Origin of the sequence: Lactiplantibacillus sp. C232 (genome assembly GCF_023806725.1) — a bacterium.
Classification (GTDB): Bacteria; Bacillota; Bacilli; order Lactobacillales; family Lactobacillaceae; genus Lactiplantibacillus; species Lactiplantibacillus plantarum.
Genome location: NZ_JAMSKZ010000002.1, coordinates 326228 through 346826, shown reverse-complemented (window position 1 = coordinate 346826; position 20599 = coordinate 326228). Strand labels below are relative to the sequence as shown.

Here is a 20599-nt window from a genome sequence, read left to right as displayed (position 1 = left end):
ACGAATTACTTACACAATCGTAAACTCACGCTTCCGGTACGGTACTTAAGTGCCACGTGATCGTACCCTGATAACTTCCAGGAACAGCGGCGGGCGTTGTTTTGAGCACCAAACCTTGTTGCGATGACCAGTGGGCGGTCACGTCATAGTCGATCCCCGGGGCCGTCTTTTGGCGCGCGATTTCCACGGCATCCTTTCCCAACATTGTCAGCTTGGCCCCATCCTGATAATACAAGTTTCCCGCTAGTGTGCGGCCCTGATTAGTCACGAGAGGGGTCGCGGTCGCCTCTAAGCGCCAAGCGGCTTTCGAGCCCGTATCATCATTGACAACTACTTCAAGTCCCTCGGGCCGACTGACTTGAGCCGTTCCCGTCAACTTGATTGGTGCAAACACACTTTCAGTACTGACTTTTTTCAGCTGTAACTCCCCACCAATGACCGTGACCGTTACTGTCACTGGTTCTGAGTAGGCGTTATCTTTGCTATGAGCCCGTAACGTAATCTGATTTTCACCGATTTGTAGTTCTTCGGCATCCACTTCAAATTCGACATAACCAACCGGATCGTCCATGCTCAACTGATAGTCTTCTCCCGCTTCACCATTGACCCGGTACTCGATACGCATGCCATCATTGTCAAAGTCTAACCCATCATTTAGCTTAATTTGGCCCTTAATGATGACGGGCTCGCCTTTCTTCACTTGTGTCAACGGTTCAATCGTCAGGTTAACGGTCTTATTGGTCGTAATGGTGAAGTGCGGTGTGGCCGTTGCGGTCTTCATCTCGTGACCCTCAAAGTAACTCATGTCATCATCAACAAAAGTATCCCGATCGCCCTTGGCAGCCTCACCAATCAGCGTAATATAAGCGTGCGGATTTTTCATTGATAGTGTCCGCTGCAAATCGTGTTGTAAGCGGGCCACCGACGATTCGTTATCGTCCGCTGGTAAATTGATCTCTTCCTCGGTACCATCCGCATAGCGGATCTTCGCGTGACTAAAGTGAACTTGTTCGGGTAATGGTAGGCTGGCCTTAACCTGTTGCCATTCATTGTCACCATTGAGATAACTCAGAACGTACTCATATTCCAACTCATCCCCACCATGAACCCAGTCTCCTTCATGGACAGTTCGCTCTTGAGTCAGATTAGTTACGTTTAAATCTGACTCGATTTCAATCGGTTGTGGCAACCGGTCAAAGACGACTAGTGTTCTGGCATTAGCGGTTGTCGCCGTACTAGTTAATCCCCAAGTAACATTCCGGATATCCTTTCCAAAAACTGTCGTATCAATTGTGGTCATTCGTGTTGGTCCCTGATCCAGGGTATAGCTCATGATTTGTTTACTGGCGACCCACTTCAATACAAGATGGTGCCAGTTACCGTCCGCGAGTGGTAATTTATCAGCGATACTCCCATGGTTCTGTTCAAAACGATAAGAGGACGTTAAACCACCCCGTTGCGTATAAGTATCCGGACTTGCAGGGTAGCTCGCGGCCATATGCATTTTTTTAGGCTTTTCATCGAAAGAATTCCCCCGGGGATACAACCCCCAAAAACCACCGTCATTCACTTTGGTATCCAGCTCCAACGCCCAACTTTTTTGAATCGCCGTCTTAGCAATCGTGGCCGGCGCCGTTCGCCGTGTATAGGTATCCGTCCCATAAACACCCAAGTTCTCACCAATAATGCTTTTCTTTCCATACCGACTAATCGCACTCATTTTGCGGGGATCATTCTGTAAAACAACGGCCAATCCTTCACCCACGGCTTTGTCCCCAAAGTTCACCCACATTGAGACTTGGTTATCGACCCGCATGTTAAAGCGATTAACAGGGGTCGACCACATTGCCCCAACTTGATTATCGTCATTTGTTAATTCGATAACATGCTGCGAATGGCCATTCTTTGAAACAGTCTGCATTGTGGCCGAATTACGGTCAAACTTTCCCGGTTCAAATAAGCCTTCCAGATTCAGTCCAGCGGGTGCCGTATCAAGTACGTCAGCCTTACTAACTAACGGTATCACTGCCCCTAAACAGACAAACAGTCCTAACAAGAGTCCCCAAAACCTTACTTCTTTCACCTAACGTCGCTCCCATCACTTGCCTTCCGCAGCTATTCTTACGCCGTATCTTAGCAAATTAAGCGACATCATGTCAATTATTTTTTATGGTTATAATAAGTATTTATTTATACATAAAATTTAAGCAATCGCACTTATACCAAAACATATTGATTTTAATAAAAACCAGCGCCTGACAGTTGTCATCGCGCTGGTTTTAAATTGACGGCTCACTTACTCACCGCGCCAGGAATTAAGCGCGTTAGGCCGGTAAATTTTCTGGAGCAAATGGGCAGTCCACCACATGATCATTAATGAGACCAGTCGCTTGAAGATAAGAATAAATGGTTGTCGGCCCGACAAACTTGAAGCCGCGGCGTTTCATCTCTTTAGACACTTGTTGCGCCAAGTCGTTTGTTGCTGGAACCTCATCGATTGACGCCCACGCCTGGCGTATGGGCTGGTTATCAACAAACGCCCATAACCAAGTGGCAAAGTCTTCCCCGGCCGGCCAATCTCGAATCACACGAGCATTGTTGATCGTTGCCATTAACTTCTGACGATGCCGAATAATTCGAGCATCGGTTAGTAGTCGCTCAACATCGGCGGTCGTCATAGCGGCCACCTGGTCAACATCGTAATCCGCAAAATCTTCATTAAAAGCCGCCCGCTTATTCAGGACGGTCTGCCAGCTCAGTCCTGCTTGATAAGTCTCCAAGCACAACAGTTCAAAAAGTCGTTGCTGATTATGTTGCGGCCGCCCCCATTCGTTGTCATGATACGCTTGCATTGCTGGTGATGAATCCGCCCATGCACATCGTTGCATTAAAAACATCTCCTTATCGCCACTATCCAATCCGGCTATCTCATACTCGCCGCATACTCTTAGACTAAAACTAACACTGGTTTTAAAATCTAAGTGCAGCCCCTAAAAAAAGCGCCGTCCAACTTGAATCGTTAGACGGCGCCAGTTGGTTACACTTATTATCGCATAACTGACTTATTTTATTGACGATTTCGTTTCGTCTGCTTTTCAGCAGTGGTTTCGTCTTCCATACGATCCGTCAACGGATAAGTTAAGCGAATCAAACTTGGAATAATCGTTGGGATGGCGAATACCAGAATAATCAACCCGATAATCACAACCATCGCCACTTGAATCAACGTCAAGACACCGGATGGCATCAAGGCTGCGAACGTCCCACTCAAGATCAAGGCAGCGGATAAGACCACGGCCCCAATGACGGCGGAAGCTCTGACAATTCGAGTACTTGGTGTCGCAGCCGAATTATCAAATTCACGATACTTCATCATCAAGAAGATACTGTAGTCGACCCCAAGCGCAATCAACATGATGAACCCGAAGAACGGTGTGTTCCAAGTTAACATGCTTTGACCCAAGAACCAGTTGCTCAAGATCCGTGTAATACTCAAGGACATAATGTAAGCCAATAACAAAGTCCCTAAGATGTAGAACGGTTGTAAGACAGAACGCGTGATAACCATCAAGGCAATCAGGATTCCGACTAACATAATTGCAGCGGTCCGAACGAAGTCACTAGAAGCAATTGCTTGGGTATCGTTCGTTTCAGACGTTTGACCACCAATCGCAATGGTGGCACCATCTAACGCAGTTCCCTTCAAGCTGTTCGTTGCTTGCTTTTGAATTGCCGTTACTTTATCCATCGCTGACTTCGAACTTGGATTTTCGTTCAAGACGATTGTTAACTTCGTTGCGTGGTTGTTACCAGACATGTAAGCCTTCAAAGCAGACTTGTAAGTCTTACCCTTCAAAGTGCTCTTTGGCACGTAATACGTCTTCGCAGCCGCGGAATCCTTTAAACCAGTCAAGTAGCTGTTAGCTGAGCCAACACCCGTGTTGATTGTCTTAGTTCCGTCGCTGGCAGTCTTCAAACCATCTTGGAGCGTCTGCATCTGACCTACTAAGCTTTGGATACTGGTGTACATTTGTTCATTACCAGAGGCCACTTGCGAGGCACCACTGTTAAGCTTACTTACACCACTTACCAAGGTTGGTACTTGCGAGTTCAAACTTGCAGTCCCACTAGCTAATTGTGAAGCACCACTATTTAACGTTGAAGAGTTGGCAGCTAATTGGTTAGTCCCAGAATCAAGCGCACTGATGGCACTCGTTAGCGTTGGAATTTGCCCTTGTAAGCTTGTCAAACCAGTTGACACTTGTGATGCACCGCTATTGACTTTAGTTGCACCAGTCGCAGCTGTTGAGACACCATTGGTATACGTATTTAATTGTGATGCTAAGGAACTTGCGCCACTCTGAAGCTGGTTTAAACCAGTAGTAATTTGTTGAGATCCATCTACCAATCCATTGGTACCATTTAAACCAGATTGAATCTGTTGCATCCCACTAATCGCAGATTGTAGCTTTGAGATAGCCTCCAAAGAACCATTATTGGCTTCAATTGATTTTGTAGCTAATTGTTTCAAGTTAGATAGCTGCTTCAATTCACTACTCAATGTCGAAAGTTGTTTCAAGTCAGCAGTTAAGGCAGTACCTGTCTCACTCATTGTTGCTAAATCTGCTTTCAGCCGCTGTGCGCTTGTCTGAGTTGAACTAATACTTGATGACATTGAGGAGCTTGCACTATCAACCTTTTGAGTAATTTGTTTTCCGACGACAGTTAACGCAGCGGTTAATGCAGCAGTCTGTTGAGTAGTTAACGCAGTTCCACCGTTCTTATTAACGGCATTTACCACCGTCTGAATGTCAGCTTCACTTAAACTAACATTTCCATTACTTGAGGCCACTTTTTCCAAATTAGTTAGCGCCGTTTGTAAATTACTTGCATCGTTTTGAACAACTGTACTATTCTTTTCCAACGTTGTAGCGGTTGTTGTTATTCCACTAACATCAGGAAGTGAGCTAGGATCGTAAGAAAGAAGCGGGGTCATAGCCTCATTTAATTCCTTCAGACCCTTTTGTAATGCAATTAATTTTTGTGTATTAGCAGTACTTGTCGCATCTGAAACACTAGAGTTAACACTGGTCTGCATTTTTTGAAGACCGGCTGTTAGTGCAGTTGCACCAGTTTGCAATTGTGAAACTCCAGAAGTTAAAGTTCCAGTTCCACTAGAGATTTTGGTTTTGTACCCATTCAGGGTATCTAACCCAGAACTCAAAGTACTCGTCCCACTAAACAGACTATTGGCACCTGTAGTCAACTGATTAACTCCACTAGCCAACGTTCCAGTCTTACTGTTCAACTGGTTCAAACCATTATTGACCGTGTAGACACCATTAGTATAAGTAACTAATCCACTCGCTAACGAGCTCGAACCACTTGCCAACTGACTAGCCCCACTTGAAAGGGTTCCAGTCTTACCATTTAAAGTATTGAGTCCTGATGAAACTTCATCCGCCCCATCCGCCAACTTCTTGGCCGACTTCGCGCTATCCGACATATTGGCACTCTTCAATTTACTATTGGCGCTATCTAACCCACTACCAATCTTAGTTAGCCCTTTGCTAGCAGACTTCATCCCACTAGTGACGGTGCCTAATTGGTTGCCAACGTATAATTGATCGATTTGTGAGCCACCGGGTTGGGTGACAGACGCCACGGTTTTAACACCCTTAACTTTTTGTAACTGTTTCGTTAAGCTGTCGATGACTTTTAGATCTTTTTCATTGTTTAAGGCATGATCCGTCTTGATATATAACGTTGACGGTTCAGCCGTCCCCTTGGAGAAGTGATCCTGAACAACTTGGAAGCCTTTCTTCGCAGGAATCGTGTCGTTTAATTCAGCTAACGTATCGTAGTTTAATTCATTATTGTACGTTAGGATAAACGGTAATGAGACACCCAAAACAACGACTAGGGCGATGATTGGGTAACGAACTGATGACGCTGCAATGCCGTGCCACATCTTGCTCGTACTACCACCAGCAAACTTCTTCGTTGGCCAGAATAACCGCGGTCCTAATAACGCCATGAAGAATGGGTTCAACGTTAACAAGACGAGCAACAGGATAGCAACCGCAATGGCAACCCCAACCGCTGACTTGTAAATTGAGAAGTTCGCTAACCCAAGGGCACTAAACCCAATTAATAGTGACGATCCACTGTATAGGATCGTTCGTCCGGCAATCTTTAACGCGCGCCCAGTCGCAGCGACCGGACTATCGCCATGACTGAGTTCTTCTTTGAATTGATCGAACAGTAGAATATTGTAGTCGGTCCCAATCCCGAACAAGACCACGACCATAAAGACTTGGGTAAAGTTCGACAATGGAAAGTTAAATTTATTAACGAGGTTCATCACAACGCTCAGCGAGATAATGAACGACACCCCAACTGACAACAGTGAAACTAACGGCGTAATCGGCGAACGGAAGACTAACGTTAACACGATGAAAATGAAAATAACGGTAATAATTTCAGTCTTCTGAATCCCTGCTTCCGTTTCCTGAGTGAAGTCATCATTTAAGATGTCACTCCCCGTCACGTACGTCTTAACTCCAGCCGTTTTAGCACCGGCCGTAATATTCTTGGTCATGTTCGCGACGGTCTGGTTCTTACCAACCATTAATTGTAGTAATTGGGTGGATTTGTCTTTTGAAATCAATTGCTTTTTGGCAGCAGCATTATCACTGGCAGCCGTCATTGATTTCACGTGATATTTTGATTTTTGCACTTTGAAGCGTTGAATCGTCCCATCGATTGCTTGCTTCTGGTCACTCGTTAACGGTGAATCACCATTATTGAAGACCACCACCACTTGGCGCGTATTATTTTGATTACGCCCCCAATGATTCTGAATGACTTGTGCGACTTGACTCTTAGCACTACTTGGCAACTTGGTCTGGCCCTTATCACGTACCAGACTGCTGATATTTGGCAGGAAGATGATGGCCGCTACCATCACAACTAGCCAAACAATCGCTTGGATTGTAAAACGTCTACGGCTCCCTTTCACGTTATATCCCTTCCCTAATTCAGATTCTTAAAACGACATCGTGACATTTAATCAACAATGTGTTTAAATAATAACAACATGTTAAATGAAAACCGGTGTAATTTCAACCAACAATTTTCATAAAATCGTCATTAAATAAACAAACAATAGTATATTGTTCAAATAATGAGGTGAACTTCAGTGGTAGGTACTAAAAACAACCGTCGTTCGCAAATGACCGAACGCCTAATTCAAGATAGTCTAATCAACTTACTCCAACATCAGTCGCTAGATGAGATTACGGTCACTGCTGTCTGCAAGGCCGCAGATATCAACCGGGGCACCTTTTACGCCCATTATGAAGACGTCAAAGATTGCATGCAGAAGATGGAACAAGATGCCACGGAAGAACTGCTAGCTGTTATTGATAAACATCTTAATCCCGACTCTTTACAAGCCATTCTGACGGGAATTTTTGAGGTGGTTAAGAAACGCCACGCCGTTACTTCCTTCATCTTAACAACCGACCAGGATTTTCTGATGAGCTTTATCGCAACAACTAAGCGTGAGATCTTAGCACATAACCAAGCTGAGATCACTGGTATTGGCAATCGCGAAAAAGAGTACATGTTTGAGTATTATCTCAATGGTATCGTTGGTGTTGTCCGTTATTGGTTAAAAACAGGACTACATGAATCACCGGAAGAACTGGCCAGTTTTATCAACGACTGGTGGTACCGAGGAAAACCAGTCAAAAATTTGGCTGAACACTGAATTTAACCCCACTATTCGATTGTTAGTTTAATTAATCTAGCTATTCCCATTAAATTAATTATTATCAATATGCCTTGGAAATTATCTTGCATATTAAAAGTAACATGAACCCTTTAATTGCAAAAGCAATCTAACTTCTTAATTACTTTCTTCTATATAGGATACCAGTCATGTGCATGGATGGACTTGATTCGCGTCAAGAAAACCCCAAAATGCCCGATTATTAGCAATTACCTGCTAATAATCGGGCATTTTTTAGACTTCTTTTGGGGGCGTCTTAGGTTCATACATCCGTTGCTTGATATCGTCCATTTCCTGATCCAGCTCCGTAATTAACTGCGCCTTCTTAGTCAATGACGCTCGCAATGCGTCCTGATGCGGAACGTTCTTCTTATAATTTAATTCATGCTCCAACGACGCCCAAAAGTTCATGGCAATCGTCCGTACTTGTAGTTCGACCTCAATGATGCTCGGCCCATCAACAGTGTAGACCGGCACCCCGAGGATTAAATGCAAACTCTGATAGCCATTAGCTTTAGGATGATGAATATAATCCTTCACTCGTAATACTTTAATGTCAGCCTGAGTCGCCAATAAATTCTCGACTGTCTTGACATCGCTTAGGAAACGAACAATCAACCGGATACCCGCAATATCATGCAAATTATTAAACACCGCATTTAACGTTAACGGTAAATGCTTACGTTGCATCTTACCAACAATGCTCTCAGGCGACTTGATCCGGGACTGCTTGCTATCAATTAACGCGTAGCCGTAACGAAGCTCATACTCTCGACTAATATAATCTAACTTATCTAAAACGAGCTTCATCGCAACTTCATAACGTAACGAATAAGCTTTCAACTGATCAACAGCTTGCAAAAGTTCCGGGGGTGCTGGCAAAAGCTGATCATTATCTGCACTTGCTTGGGAATTTGTTGTGCTCAATCAATATCGCTCCAATATAAGACTCTATTCTCTCTCAATCTACCTTAACGGATCGTGATGGTCCACTCACGCGCAATTTGGTCATACGCAATTTGGTGCGCATCTTCACCAACTTGGTAAGCTAAGTGTCCGTCAACATCTGCAAAATCACTAGGAATCAGGCCGCGGCCCTCTAACACGTTCAGGTGACCAACGACCATGCGATCGGCCAAGAAATTCTCAAATCGCTGCCAGAAGCTTTGAAAACTGGCGAAATCATGCACATCAAAAATCTCGTTGCGGAGTACTTCGGCATCAAATTCAATTCGGATTCGTGCACTCTTAGGTATCACTTGGGGCCTCCTTCGCATCGGTTAATCCACACTGCACATTCTTAGTGACTCATTAACCAACAACTCATTTTTGGGACTATCTCAATAATAAGACACGATGACCAAGTTACGCAATATCTGACCAACAACTGCTATCAAAACTTAAGCGCTTTGTAATCGTTGGGTTAATTGATTTTACGTTTCGGGTTCAAAATATTCATCGGGTCAAAGAGTGCTTTGATCTGATGTTGCAACATATCAACATCTTCGCCTAATTCGGCATTGTTCCATTGATTTTTCAACATTCCGACTGCGTGTTCACCCGAAATCGTCCCACCAAGTGCCAGCGTCTTCTTAAACATTTCTTGTAGCGCAATAATGATTTTTTCAGGCACTTCGGTTACCGACGTTGGCCACACTAAGGTCGGGTGCACATTACCATCGCCAGCATGTCCAGCCGTATAGATTTCGACGTCTAACCGCTTGGATAGTTCTTGAATATAGTCCATTAATGGGGCTAATTGCGATAATGGCACGGCCATATCTTCCATAATATGATTCTGACCAGCAAAAACTGCCGGCAGCATATCGCGCCGTAATTGTTCTAGCGCTGCCTGTTCCTTAGGCTCGGTCGTAATCTTAACATCGTTGGCTTGCTGTTCGGCCAGTATCTTCTTAACGACTGCCATGCTATCCTGACCACCATTATCAAGCTTAAAAATCAACATCGCCGCACTATTCTTAGCATAGTGCGTCTTCTCGTATCGATCGAGTGCCGCAACCGTATTGCCATCCAATGCCTCTAGCATCGTTGGATAAACACCGGAGATTCGAATCGCCGTGACTGCTTTAGCCAAGACCGTCATATTATCGAAAAAGGCGACGCCCATCACGGGGGTCCCTAGCGGAATCGGCAACAGTTTAACGATTACTTCGGTAATGATTCCTAACGTGCCTTCCGAGCCAATCATCAATTGCGTTAAATCATAACCAAAGGCCTGCTTTAGCGTCCGACCGCCTAACTTAACTTCGCGACCATCGGCTAAAACGACCTTAACGCCTAAGACATTGTCCTTAGTAGCCCCATACTTGACCGTACTCATCCCGCCAGCGTTTGTCGCCACATTACCGCCAATCCCAGAGATGGGCTTAGAACCAGGGTCCGGCGCGTAGAACATACCCTGCTTGCGTGCTTCTTTATCCAGATCACCGTTAACGACGCCGGGTTCAACCACGGCGATGGAATCAGCCTTGCTAATTTCGATGATTCGGTTCATCTTGGCGGTTGAAAGAATCAGACTGTCCGTTAACCCGTCCGCACCGATAACAGTGCTCGTTGTTTGGTCTTGGGGAATCACTGCGATGTGGTATTTACGGGCCGTTTTCAACGTTCCTTGAATGTCCTTGGTCGTATGTGCTTCAACATAGGCTAAGGCAAGGCCACTATCGTCATCGGTCAACCGCGGACTGAAAGAGTATTTTTTCAGCGTCTCCTCGTCAGTGAAGACCTGCCCGTCAGTGACTTGCGTTGCTAAATAATCTAAAACTTCTTGGTTAGAAAATGCGCGAAAGACTGTCAAATTACCAAACCTCACTTCATATATTTAAGTTCACTGTCAGTATAAGCCAAGAATCCGTTTTCTGCCGTAATACTGTCCGTAAGTGACCGCTCCTAATTTGCTCAGTTTCCAATCTAATTCTTTTAGGTGGTATCTATTTTTTAAATTAAGTACACTCAAAATAAGTATTTTCCGGGATCGTACTGACCGGGTATGCTAGAAACAGTGATTTCAAGACAAAGACGTTATCCGGGGAACCATCTTAACGCCTTTAATTAAGGGAGGATTTGAACATGCGGCATTCAGCATCTTCAAAATTACGGCCAGTGTTAATTGCGGTCGGCATCATTATCGTTATCGCATTCGTAGCGATTGGCTTAATTATTCGCCAGGCACAGGCGCGCTACCAATCGACGATCTATACGGGAAACAGCAGTACTAAAATCGATACGACTAAGCCACTCAGCATCTTACTACTAGGTGTTGACACCGGGGCAGACGGTCGTATTGATAAGGGAAATTCTGACACCATTATGGTCGTTACGATCAATCCGCAGACCAAGAAAACGCTCATTACCAGCATTCCACGCGATTCATTAGCAGAAATGGTCGGTGATCAGGACACAAATGTTCAAAAACTCAACGCCGCTTACAATATTGGTGGCTCCAAGATGGCCAAGGCTAGTGTTAGCAAGCTATTCAACGTGCCTATCGATTACTATGCAACTATCAATATGGGCGGTCTCAAACAAATCGTGGATGCCGTTGGAGGCGTGACGATCACTAGTCCACTCAACGTTTCATTCGACCACATCACAGTAACCAAGGGCAAACACCATCTCAATGGTAAACAGGCGCTATCTTATACACGGATGCGTTATCAGGACCCCCGGGGCGACTACGGCCGTCAATTACGGCAACAACAAGTCATGCGGGCGGTTCTCGCCAAACTCGCCGAGACTAAGACCTATAGTCGCTACAATCAATTACTCACTTCACTGAAGGGTAATTTACAAACTGACCTTAGCTTTAACGACCTTGTTGGGTTAGCGACGCATGATCGTGCCAATATGAAACACATCCAGTCGACTCAAGTCATTGGCTCACCTGCTTGGATCAATACGAGTTCCTATCAGATTTTAAGTACAAAGACCTTGCAACAAACGTCGGACCGCCTTCGGACCCAACTGGGGCTCAGTACTGAGACCCTTACCAACATGGAAACCAAGCTAAATGCCAAGAATACCGTGTATGACGGCAAAACCAATCTCAATTATGACACCCAAGGTTTAGATAAAATCACTTACAGTGATAATACCAAGTGATCTTTTAATGATAATCAGGCGTGCCACTGAAGCAGTATAGCCTTCAGTGGCGCGCCTGATTTAGTCCTAACCTAGTTAAAATTGATTGCTGCCATTAGTATTATTGGTTGTTGATTGCCTAAAGTATCACAGTTACTGCTTGTCTGTCACCGTCTTAGTGCACCCAGCCAGCAAGTTGCGTCACCAGTCCCCCGGTATCGTCGTTAAACTCATATTTGATATTCCCCCGGTCAGCAACGGCCTGGTGCTTGTTCACCTGTAAATCACTCACCCGAACCGTTAATTCTAAAGGCTTAAAGTTTTGAACTGAGCGAATCCAGACATAGTCGGCCAGTCGTTGTACTTGCACGAAGAAATACCGTTCCGTTGTCGTTGTTAAATCAATCTGTTTTAAAATTCCCGTTTCCATTCGTGCTGCACCCCCTCGTCATTTTCACCACTTAATATACGTGCTGAAACGCGTTCCAGGTCAAGGCGCAACACTCAATTATTTTTAATTGCAAGTTTGAATATTACATTTTAATAACAGTAAGCGAAAAAGCTAGTCAATTTAGTCAAACGGTTGTACTATGATTGATGATAAGGTTATTTAAGTCAACGATAACTCGTTAAAACCATCCAAAGGAGCAATCTCATCATGAGCCAGCCCAACACCCTGCATCCGCAAGCGTATTGCTACTACATCGAACTGACTGGTTCCGAACGGCCTGATTTACTCACCGCACTAACTACTAGTGAACAAGAATTGGGCGATTGGGAACCGGTTCAAGCAGCTAAGTTACCAACTTGGCGTTTATGGACTGACGCTAATGCCGACACGATTCGCTACACCGTTGCACACGTCATTGCCCGTAGCGCTTTGCCGCAAAACGCTTATTGGCTATTGCAGTACAAGGGTACTGACCATGGTCACCCCCGAATGTTGCACCCACAATTTCATACCCGTTAATAAAAGGCGAACCCGGTGACAATTCCAAGTCACTCGGTTCGCTTTAATCTGCACGCGCTTCTCAAAAATCGACATTAAAATACCACCATCAACAGACTTTCAGCAAGTCGCTAATGGTGGTATTTATACGATTACTACATTAATGATTTAACTTAAGCTTCGACCGTTTCGCCAGCAGCTTCTTTAGCAGCAAAGGTCTTTTCTTCCTTAACCTTATCACGATCTAAGGCCTTGAAGAAGAAGTAGTAGATGGCACCATCAAGCACAATATTAACAATTTGTAATACCGCACCTGAGATGTGCATCGTTGCTAAGTAACCAGAGATAATTGGCGGCGTCGTCCAAGGAACCATGACCCCAACCGTCTTTGCAACTAAGCCCGTCGACATTGCAATGTAAGTCGTCGTAACATTAACTAACGGTGCCAAGATAAACGGAACGGCAATCCGATAGTTCATAACGATTGGCAACCCGAAGACAATTGGTTCATTGATATTGAACAATGCGGGTCCGATAACCAGCTTGCCTAATGTCTTGAATTCGGCACTCTTGGCAACAAAGGCAATCATGAAAGCCAGTCCCAAGGTCGCACCGGAACCACCCATGTGGACAAAGTTGTCGAAGAATTGTTGTGTCACAACGTTTGGTAAAGCCTTACCAGCCTTAAGCGCTTCCGCATTTTGAGACATCGCAGCTAACCAGATTGGTTGCATGACCCCAGAAACCACGTTGGCACCGTGAATCCCGAAAATCCAAAGAATACATACAACGAATTCAGCAACCAAGGCCCCTGGTAACGTGTTACTCAACAAGCCTAATGGTTTAGCTAAGACGAATGAAATCACGTTAGGAATACTCTGCATTGGTGATGCTTCAACAGCCAACCGCAGTAACCACATCAAGAATAAGATGACGAAACCGGGTACTAAGGCTGCAAACGAGTTGCTAACTGCCGGTGGCACGCTATCAGGCATCTTAATCGTCCAATTGCGATGCACCATGAAAACGTAAAAATCAGTAATAAACAACCCAATCAGTAGCGCCGTGAATAACCCCGCCGAATCAAGTTGGGTTAATGGTACCCACAGTGCTCCTGCCTTATCGGTGTTTAATGGAATCGTTAAGAACCAAGCGCCTAACGAAACAATTGAGGCAGAGATTGGATCGACTTTATAACTCTTTGCCAAGTTATAAGAAATCCCAATAACCGCAATCAAGCCCATGATATGGAACGAGGCGTTAGTTGGATATTGGACGATCGTTGCCCAATTCGAACCAAAGGTATCGGCCATAAAGGTCTGATAACCCTTGATAGGGAATTGCGCAATGATCATGAAGACCGACCCGATAATAATCATTGGCACTGCCAATGTCATCCCATCACGTAAGGCAATTAAGTGACGAGAACCAGCAATCTTGCCAAAGAAAGGGACAAGTCGGTCATTAACAAAGCTCGACTTGTTATTGTTTTCGCTCATGTCGTGACCCCCTAAAATAATTTGTTGTGCATATTCATTTAACGAACATTCTCAAACAATCAGAATAATTTAAGTAAGCTAACGGTCAATCAATAGTTAACCGTTTACATAAAATTGAGTTCGTCCGTTACAAAGTAGTCCTGTCATCTGACATTTGTACCCATGAATACGCTTCCTACAAAATTCATTATACCTGTCATTCTCAAAATGTATACCCTTTCACTCTAAAATGGGTGTTGTTCCATCCATCGGAATTTGTTCCATTTTTAGAACATGTTCCAAAGATTGGTTTGAATTACCTTTACGTTAATGGCTGAATAATCATAGCTAATTGTTCCAGATAATAAACGACGGGCAACTGGGACAAGGTGCTACCACCACTGATTGCTTGAACTTCCGGGGTATCGTAAGTTAACACCACGTCCGCAATCCCAGCTAACGTCGAATGACTGCTAGCGGTAATAGCGACCACCTTCGCGCCACTCTGCCGATAATAAACGCTTTGTTCAATAATATCTTCAGACTCTCCAGATACTGAAAGTGCGAAAAAGACGGTATCCGATAAATCCTGTTGCTGAACCGGATGGGGCTGACTCGTATCACTAATCATCAAGCTATATAAACCAAAGTTAGCGAATAAATGGCTGCCATACGCGGCCAGGCCAGCACTCGTCCCTGACCCAATCAGTACGACCATTCGAGCTTGATGAACCAGTTCTGCGACCCGATGAAGTTTAGCCGTGATATCAGGTAAGTTCATGCGGTCAAAAAACGTCCGCATCGGTACAACTGTCTGAGCTAACGGTTGTGTGGCATCTTGCCGTAACTGTTCTTTTAATGTGAACTTAAATTCTGCGTAGCCATCATAGCCCATGTGCTTTAGAAAACGCAAAATAGTCGTTGCTGAGACGTGACTATGGTCGGCCAATTGTCGAATCGTCATAGTACTTACTTCAGCGGGATGACCCACAATATACTTATAAATTTCAATTTCCAAGCGGTTTAACTGCTGGACCTGATCGTACGAAAACATTGACTCACCCCGTCACTATTGATTAATTGGTCTATCATTAAATTAATATGACCATTAGAATTTATGGGAACAAATTCCGCTTATTGATCGCCCCACCGACCATCGATCTGCGGTTTGATCTCAAGATCCTGCATTACCAAATCACAAGTTGCTACTGCGTCAGTTAATTTAGCCGTAAATTCGGCCGTTTTATATGGCGAATCAACGGACCACGTCTTAAAGTTGGGCGTTCGATTAATACGTCCTAACGCCGCAATCGCTGGTACTTCCTTCGGATCAACGGCGGGAGCCGACTTCTTTACATTGATGTTGTAACCATAATGACCACTGTGATACAGTGCCTGCATGGCGTCACGAAAAAGTCCCATGTCACTCACTTACCTTCCATTTTCATAGTCCAATTTTAGCATAAGTCCGGTGACGCTTTCATTTAGTTCACACAAATCCATAAAAATAAGTCAAAATATCGGAAAAGCGTCATAATTATTCGCTATAATTAGACATAAACCAGGGTTATTGAGAGGAGCATAACATTGAAAAACACGATTTTAATTGTTGAGGATGAAGGCAGTCTGTCTGGCTACTTGACTAAAGAACTACAATTTGAGGATTTCAACGTTTTGGTAGCGGCTAACGGTTTGGCAGCTATGGAAACCTACCAAGCGCATCAAAACGAGTTGCTCCTCATCCTGCTAGACTGGATGTTGCCAAAACTTGACGGTATGGAAGTTCTTCGCCGCATTCGCAAACACGATCAAGTACCAGTCATTATTATGACCGCTAGAGATTATGTCGGTGATAAAGTCGCCGGGTTAGATAATGGTGCCGACGACTATATCACCAAACCATTTGAAATCGAAGAATTATTGGCCCGAATCCGGGTTATCCAACGACGCATTGAAAATCAAGTTGAACCCAATCAAGTCTACCAACTGGATGATATCCAGCTAGATACCAAAGCCCACCGCGTTACTAACGGGCAGGAAGAAGTTACCTTAACTCACCGTGAATATGATTTGCTGCAATTCTTCCTCGCTCATCCCGACGAAGTCTTTACCCGTGATGACTTGCTTGACCAAGTCTGGGGCGCCGACTTTCTCGGTCAGCAAAATGTCGTTGACGTTTATGTCGGTTATTTACGTAATAAAATCACGACAACCGGCGCCTCCCCACTCATTCAAACAGTGCGCGGCGTCGGGTATAAACTAAGGGAGCCGATGTCTGATGCCCAAAAATAACACCACTCCGACCTATGAACAGCTGATCAATAAGGCCATCCGCCGACTAATGCTGACAATTACGTTGTTGGTTAGCTTGATCACCCTTCTGATGGTCGGCACTCAGCAAACAATCAATACGACTAGGGAAGCCCGTGACTTGATGAGCAGTCTTAACCAGGCGAATATCAAAGACGTCCCCAGTTTTATTCAATGGAACAATACGACGACACGCAATACGAAACAACCGGCATTTATCCGGGTAACCACCAAGAAAGCAACCTTGACGACCGCCACTAAAACGAAGCGGACGATCATCACTACCCCATCGTCCAAATCGTTTTTCACCAAGCAACAGACTAAGCTAGTAGGGCCGTTAGTCTACGTTCGCGGATTTGGTTTCTTCTTATCTTATAGTGAAAAAGATGGGCATAACACTTACCAACTATGGGTCAGCTTAAGGCGATTGTTCAACAGTCTGCTTATTTTGATTCTGCTCATGCTGGCTGTCACTTGTGCCGCCCTGGCATTGGGGACTTGGTGGGCCCATCGTTTAGCACTGCGACTGAGTGACCCAACCATTAAACTGTTACACGCAACCAAGTACACATCGAACAATCCAGATAGCGACCAGCCCACCTTAGACGTGCCTGCTAGCCCCCGCGAGATCAACGACCTCGGTCGGGCCTTTAATGAACTATTGGTCACGCAAAATCAACGATTGCAGCATGAGCGTCAATTTATTTCTGATGCTTCACACGAACTGCGAACCCCGATTGCTGCGATTCGCGGTAATCTCAGTCTAATCAAGCGGCGGGGTGACGCCCACCCCGAAGTGATTCCAGAATCATTACAGTTTATTGATGAAGAATCACTAAGAATGCAACATCTGATTGAGAACCTACTTCACCTTTCACGAGCTGATCGCGCTAAGCTAGTCTTAACTGACCAAGACCTATCACTATTAATGTTGTCACTGGCTGAACATTACCAGCCGTCAATTGATCAACCATTGACGCTCGCAATTGATCCGAACATCCACGTTCAAGGTAATGCGGAAATGTTACAACAAATCGTTGTGGCCTTACTCGATAATGCCCATAAATACTCGCCACATGATCAACCGATTACCTTGAGTTTGTACCAGACTGATCAAGCAGTCGAACTAGCTGTAGCCGACCATGGTGAGGGAATTCCAGACGACCAAAAACAGGCTGTCTTTCAGCGCTTTTACCGCGTTGACCAATCTCGGTCACAAGCAATCGAAGGCAGTGGCCTAGGCTTAGCAATCGTTCAACAGTTAGTTACATTGAATCAGGCCACCATTAAAATCACCGACAACCAGCCATCCGGGAGTGTCTTTGCGGTCAGCTGGCAACTATAGTAACAAGTACTATTATTTTATTTTCTAATAATTACTCTCATAAAAAAGCGAGTCACTAGAAAAATCTAGGACTCGCTTTTGGTCTTGGGCCACCCAATCACAAAGATACCTCCAAGACTATTCTGAATTGATATTCAGAAACTAATTACTACTAACCCATCTGCGTGGTTTTATGAGATTTCATACTCAAAATATCACCATCCAAATGTTCTATTTTTGCTTTTAAATATTGTTTTTCTATTTTAATTTGCGCCTCTTGTGCTTCTAGATCTCCGTTTAGACGTAACAGAAATTTTTTTAGTGCAACTGTACGTTCTAGTGTTACTTCTTCAGGACGGAAACTGTATTGCTGAATCTCTTTAATTGACGCGCCTAATTGCCGGAGATGTACAATTCGGTTAACCATCTCTTGATCACTAGCCGAAAATTGTCGGATACCATTTTGATCACGCTTAATCGGGCCAATTAGACCAACACTTTCATAGTAACGTAGTGCATTATTCGACACACCATATTTCTGAGCGGTCGCCGTAATTGTAAACATACTCGTATCCTCCTAAATTTTGCTTGCGTTAGTGTAACACGAACTTGTTATACTTTCAAATGTTCAAAAAATAGGAGGTTGAATTTTTATCATGAAAACAACAACTCGTTCTTGGTTAGCAATGATTGTCATCGGTATTTTTACAATTATGGCTAATCTCGATGCATCAATCATTAATATCGCACTACCTATCATGTCAAAATCACTTGCGGTTCCAATTAGTCAGATCACATATACCGTGATGGGTTATATGGTCATTCTATCAGGCTTACTGGTAACATTCGGTAAACTTGGTGATATTTGGGGTAAAGGTAGAATCTTTACTTTAGGTATGTATAGCTTTACTATCGGCTCACTAATGGCCAGTGTCAACTTCGGCTTTGAGTTTCTACTATTGGCTCGTTTTGTGCAAGCAGTTGGCGCTGCCGCAACGCTTTCAAACAGCTATGGTTTAATTTCGGAACTGTTTGATAATCACACCCGGGGAACTGCCATGGGTATCAATACAATGTTTATTTCCGCTGGTTTTGTTGCCGGACCTGCCTTAGGTGGCTTTTTACTACAGCAGTTTGCTTGGAATGCTATTTTTATGATTAACATTCCACTTGGAATCATTGCCATTATTTTAGGCCACCTATTTCTTCCCAAAAATCATGGCCGGCAACAAGCCACTAAACTTGATGGTTGGGGCGCAGGGATTCTATTCATTATCATCACACTATTCTTTGTTGTATTAGAAGCAGGGCAGACTATTGGTTTCAGGCAGCCGCTAATTATCATTGGCTTCATTATCACATTAGCACTTACACTATACTTTATTTATTTGGAAAAGCATCGAAAAAATGCGCTATTACCACTATCCATTTTTAAGAATCGTACCTTCAGCTTAGCATTGCTAGTCGGAATGCTGATACCACTTATTAATGCACTGTTCAGCTTTATATTCCCACTCTATCTCCAAGATTATTTGAACTGGTCAGTTGGTACTACTGGAATATTAATGCTGATTTTTCCACTTATTATGGCTATTGCTGCCCCACTTGGTGGCTGGTTGAGTGATCTTTTCTCTCAACAGCTTGTTCTACTAACCGGCCTAGTCCTAATTATAATTACGCAAATTGGCTTCTTATTCCTAGATTCACATACTTCATTAACCCTCATTATTTCTTTGTTAATTTCCAACGGTATCGGCACTGGATTTTTCATTGCACCAAATAACACATTACTAATGTCAGTCGTCCCACAAAATCAGCTAGGAGTAGCGGGTTCTCTACAGTCTTTGGGAAATAATATTGGCAATATTTTAGGCGTCGCACTTGGTTCTCTTGCACTATTTACAACAATGAGCATCGATGCTGGATATCGAGTTAGTACTTACTTGCCAGCACATCCTGCTTGGTTTGCCCATGGTTTAACCTGGTCCTTTAGTGTTTCTCTTATTTGTGCTTTATTAGGCTTTGCCATTAGTATTATTAACCGCCCTGCACACTAAGCTAATTCATTTACAAATAAACTCTTAACAACCGTTTTAAGGACATTAACAGTCTTGAAACGGTTGTTAATTTAACTAGTACTTGATCCTGCCAAAGTATTACCTGCTCAGATTCAATTTTCATGGTATTTTTTATATTCTAAGTCTGAATCTAAGAATTTCTTAGATAAAGTTTATGGAAAGTCGATAGTTCCCGCGGCGATATGCCGGTAAACTATAGTCATTCAATTAAACAAACCAACTTTAAAAATTAACTCATAAAAATAGAATGACTCACAACAACTAAGGAGCTATGTAGATATGTTATTAGATACTGATCCAAAAATTAAAAATATCACCGCCGTTCAATTGGTTAAGGTGACCTACCCACTGGTGATTGCGAAAACTGAAGAGGGCGAATTCGTTAAAGTCAAACTTAGTGATGAACAACTACAAGATCCATTATTCTGGGACACGTTAAAAAACATCCGCCGTTCGCAATTATGGGTCCCACTTGGTCGTCACTTCCATCAACTACTCTCTAACGACTGGTTAATGCCAGCTGCCCAATAATCATTCACTAATAATAACAACTAAAAGGAGTTC

The 20599-nt window shown here is 43.9% G+C and carries 18 protein-coding genes; 7 read left to right on the top strand and 11 right to left on the bottom strand.

Annotation, left to right across the window (positions count from 1 at the left end):
* Positions 1 to 25 precede the first annotated feature (25 nt).
* The 3 genes from MZO41_RS03915 to MZO41_RS03905 all read right to left on the bottom strand — a co-directional run bounded on the left by MZO41_RS03915 (position 26) and on the right by MZO41_RS03905 (position 7021).
* A complete protein-coding gene (locus MZO41_RS03915) occupies positions 26 to 2083 on the bottom strand; it encodes an L-type lectin family protein (protein WP_022638099.1) in 2058 nt (685 codons plus the stop codon).
* A 241-nt stretch (positions 2084 to 2324) separates the two neighbouring features.
* Entirely contained in the window at positions 2325 to 2888 is a 564-nt protein-coding gene (locus MZO41_RS03910) for a DNA-3-methyladenine glycosylase I (protein WP_003643720.1), read from the bottom strand.
* A 179-nt stretch (positions 2889 to 3067) separates the two neighbouring features.
* On the bottom strand, positions 3068 to 7021 hold the full coding sequence (locus MZO41_RS03905; RefSeq protein ID WP_013355149.1) for an MMPL family transporter: 3954 nt from the start codon (positions 7019 to 7021) through the stop codon (positions 3068 to 3070).
* Between the two features lie 213 nt (positions 7022 to 7234).
* Here MZO41_RS03905 and MZO41_RS03900 point away from each other — a divergent pair, with 213 nt between their 5' ends.
* Positions 7235 to 7774, top strand: a complete 540-nt coding sequence (locus tag MZO41_RS03900; RefSeq protein ID WP_015379717.1) for a TetR/AcrR family transcriptional regulator — start codon at positions 7235 to 7237, stop codon at positions 7772 to 7774.
* A gap of 255 nt (positions 7775 to 8029) precedes the next feature.
* Here MZO41_RS03900 and MZO41_RS03895 read toward each other — a convergent pair whose 3' ends face one another.
* The 3 genes from MZO41_RS03895 to MZO41_RS03885 all read right to left on the bottom strand — a co-directional run bounded on the left by MZO41_RS03895 (position 8030) and on the right by MZO41_RS03885 (position 10613).
* Positions 8030 to 8722 carry a GTP pyrophosphokinase gene (locus MZO41_RS03895; protein ID WP_003641867.1) on the bottom strand — a complete coding sequence of 231 codons (693 nt, stop codon included), beginning with the start codon at positions 8720 to 8722 and terminating at the stop codon, positions 8030 to 8032.
* A gap of 44 nt (positions 8723 to 8766) precedes the next feature.
* Entirely contained in the window at positions 8767 to 9072 is a 306-nt protein-coding gene (locus tag MZO41_RS03890; protein ID WP_003641866.1) for a hypothetical protein, read from the bottom strand.
* A gap of 146 nt (positions 9073 to 9218) precedes the next feature.
* A complete protein-coding gene (locus MZO41_RS03885; RefSeq protein ID WP_022638098.1) occupies positions 9219 to 10613 on the bottom strand; it encodes an FAD-binding oxidoreductase in 1395 nt (464 codons plus the stop codon).
* A 272-nt stretch (positions 10614 to 10885) separates the two neighbouring features.
* Between MZO41_RS03885 and MZO41_RS03880 the strand changes: the two genes are divergently transcribed.
* The gene (locus MZO41_RS03880) at positions 10886 to 11917 is read left to right on the top strand and encodes an LCP family protein (protein ID WP_003643716.1); all 1032 of its coding nucleotides are present in this window, start codon (positions 10886 to 10888) and stop codon (positions 11915 to 11917) included.
* A gap of 154 nt (positions 11918 to 12071) precedes the next feature.
* Here MZO41_RS03880 and MZO41_RS03875 read toward each other — a convergent pair whose 3' ends face one another.
* Positions 12072 to 12326 carry a hypothetical protein gene (locus MZO41_RS03875; RefSeq protein WP_003641863.1) on the bottom strand — a complete coding sequence of 85 codons (255 nt, stop codon included), beginning with the start codon at positions 12324 to 12326 and terminating at the stop codon, positions 12072 to 12074.
* Positions 12327 to 12554: 228 nt separating this feature from the next.
* Here MZO41_RS03875 and MZO41_RS03870 point away from each other — a divergent pair, with 228 nt between their 5' ends.
* The gene (locus MZO41_RS03870) at positions 12555 to 12866 is read left to right on the top strand and encodes a hypothetical protein (protein ID WP_003641862.1); all 312 of its coding nucleotides are present in this window, start codon (positions 12555 to 12557) and stop codon (positions 12864 to 12866) included.
* Positions 12867 to 13018: 152 nt separating this feature from the next.
* Here the strand turns inward: MZO41_RS03870 and celB are convergent, their stop codons facing one another.
* The 3 genes from celB to MZO41_RS03855 form a co-directional block, all read right to left on the bottom strand.
* Positions 13019 to 14344, bottom strand: a complete 1326-nt coding sequence (celB, locus tag MZO41_RS03865; RefSeq protein ID WP_013355147.1) for a PTS cellobiose transporter subunit IIC — start codon at positions 14342 to 14344, stop codon at positions 13019 to 13021.
* A gap of 301 nt (positions 14345 to 14645) precedes the next feature.
* The gene (locus MZO41_RS03860; protein ID WP_003641860.1) at positions 14646 to 15377 is read right to left on the bottom strand and encodes a MurR/RpiR family transcriptional regulator; all 732 of its coding nucleotides are present in this window, start codon (positions 15375 to 15377) and stop codon (positions 14646 to 14648) included.
* An 80-nt stretch (positions 15378 to 15457) separates the two neighbouring features.
* The gene (locus MZO41_RS03855; RefSeq protein WP_022638095.1) at positions 15458 to 15745 is read right to left on the bottom strand and encodes a hypothetical protein; all 288 of its coding nucleotides are present in this window, start codon (positions 15743 to 15745) and stop codon (positions 15458 to 15460) included.
* A 165-nt stretch (positions 15746 to 15910) separates the two neighbouring features.
* Between MZO41_RS03855 and MZO41_RS03850 the strand changes: the two genes are divergently transcribed.
* Together MZO41_RS03850 and MZO41_RS03845 are read left to right on the top strand one after the other, a co-directional pair.
* Entirely contained in the window at positions 15911 to 16615 is a 705-nt protein-coding gene (locus MZO41_RS03850) for a response regulator transcription factor (protein WP_013355145.1), read from the top strand.
* On the top strand, positions 16602 to 17978 hold the full coding sequence (locus MZO41_RS03845; RefSeq protein ID WP_013355144.1) for a sensor histidine kinase: 1377 nt from the start codon (positions 16602 to 16604) through the stop codon (positions 17976 to 17978). Before MZO41_RS03850 ends, MZO41_RS03845 begins: the two co-directional genes overlap by 14 nt.
* 151 nt (positions 17979 to 18129) lie before the next feature.
* On the opposite strand, the gene MZO41_RS03840 is transcribed toward MZO41_RS03845, so the two are convergent.
* Entirely contained in the window at positions 18130 to 18522 is a 393-nt protein-coding gene (locus MZO41_RS03840; protein WP_003641856.1) for a MerR family transcriptional regulator, read from the bottom strand.
* Positions 18523 to 18613: 91 nt separating this feature from the next.
* Here MZO41_RS03840 and MZO41_RS03835 point away from each other — a divergent pair, with 91 nt between their 5' ends.
* Positions 18614 to 20014, top strand: coding sequence for an MFS transporter (locus tag MZO41_RS03835; RefSeq protein ID WP_003641855.1), 1401 nt, complete (start codon positions 18614 to 18616; stop codon positions 20012 to 20014).
* Between the two features lie 300 nt (positions 20015 to 20314).
* Positions 20315 to 20566 carry a hypothetical protein gene (locus tag MZO41_RS03830; protein ID WP_003641854.1) on the top strand — a complete coding sequence of 84 codons (252 nt, stop codon included), beginning with the start codon at positions 20315 to 20317 and terminating at the stop codon, positions 20564 to 20566.
* Positions 20567 to 20599: the final 33 nt, after the last annotated feature.

What these genes read in the sequence shown, in the direction of transcription:
- MZO41_RS03910 (WP_003643720.1), bottom strand. Translation starts at nt 2,888, where the DNA reads ATGCAACGATGTGCATGGGCGGATTCATCACCAGCAATGCAAGCGTAT.
- MZO41_RS03900 (WP_015379717.1), top strand. Translation starts at nt 7,235, where the DNA reads ATGACCGAACGCCTAATTCAAGATAGTCTAATCAACTTACTCCAACAT.
- MZO41_RS03890 (WP_003641866.1), bottom strand. Translation starts at nt 9,072, where the DNA reads ATGCGAAGGAGGCCCCAAGTGATACCTAAGAGTGCACGAATCCGAATT.
- MZO41_RS03880 (WP_003643716.1), top strand. Translation starts at nt 10,886, where the DNA reads ATGCGGCATTCAGCATCTTCAAAATTACGGCCAGTGTTAATTGCGGTC.
- MZO41_RS03875 (WP_003641863.1), bottom strand. Translation starts at nt 12,326, where the DNA reads ATGGAAACGGGAATTTTAAAACAGATTGATTTAACAACGACAACGGAA.
- MZO41_RS03870 (WP_003641862.1), top strand. Translation starts at nt 12,555, where the DNA reads ATGAGCCAGCCCAACACCCTGCATCCGCAAGCGTATTGCTACTACATC.
- celB (WP_013355147.1), bottom strand. Translation starts at nt 14,344, where the DNA reads ATGAGCGAAAACAATAACAAGTCGAGCTTTGTTAATGACCGACTTGTC.
- MZO41_RS03860 (WP_003641860.1), bottom strand. Translation starts at nt 15,377, where the DNA reads ATGTTTTCGTACGATCAGGTCCAGCAGTTAAACCGCTTGGAAATTGAA.
- MZO41_RS03855 (WP_022638095.1), bottom strand. Translation starts at nt 15,745, where the DNA reads ATGGGACTTTTTCGTGACGCCATGCAGGCACTGTATCACAGTGGTCAT.
- MZO41_RS03845 (WP_013355144.1), top strand. Translation starts at nt 16,602, where the DNA reads ATGCCCAAAAATAACACCACTCCGACCTATGAACAGCTGATCAATAAG.
- MZO41_RS03840 (WP_003641856.1), bottom strand. Translation starts at nt 18,522, where the DNA reads ATGTTTACAATTACGGCGACCGCTCAGAAATATGGTGTGTCGAATAAT.
- MZO41_RS03835 (WP_003641855.1), top strand. Translation starts at nt 18,614, where the DNA reads ATGAAAACAACAACTCGTTCTTGGTTAGCAATGATTGTCATCGGTATT.
- MZO41_RS03830 (WP_003641854.1), top strand. Translation starts at nt 20,315, where the DNA reads ATGTTATTAGATACTGATCCAAAAATTAAAAATATCACCGCCGTTCAA.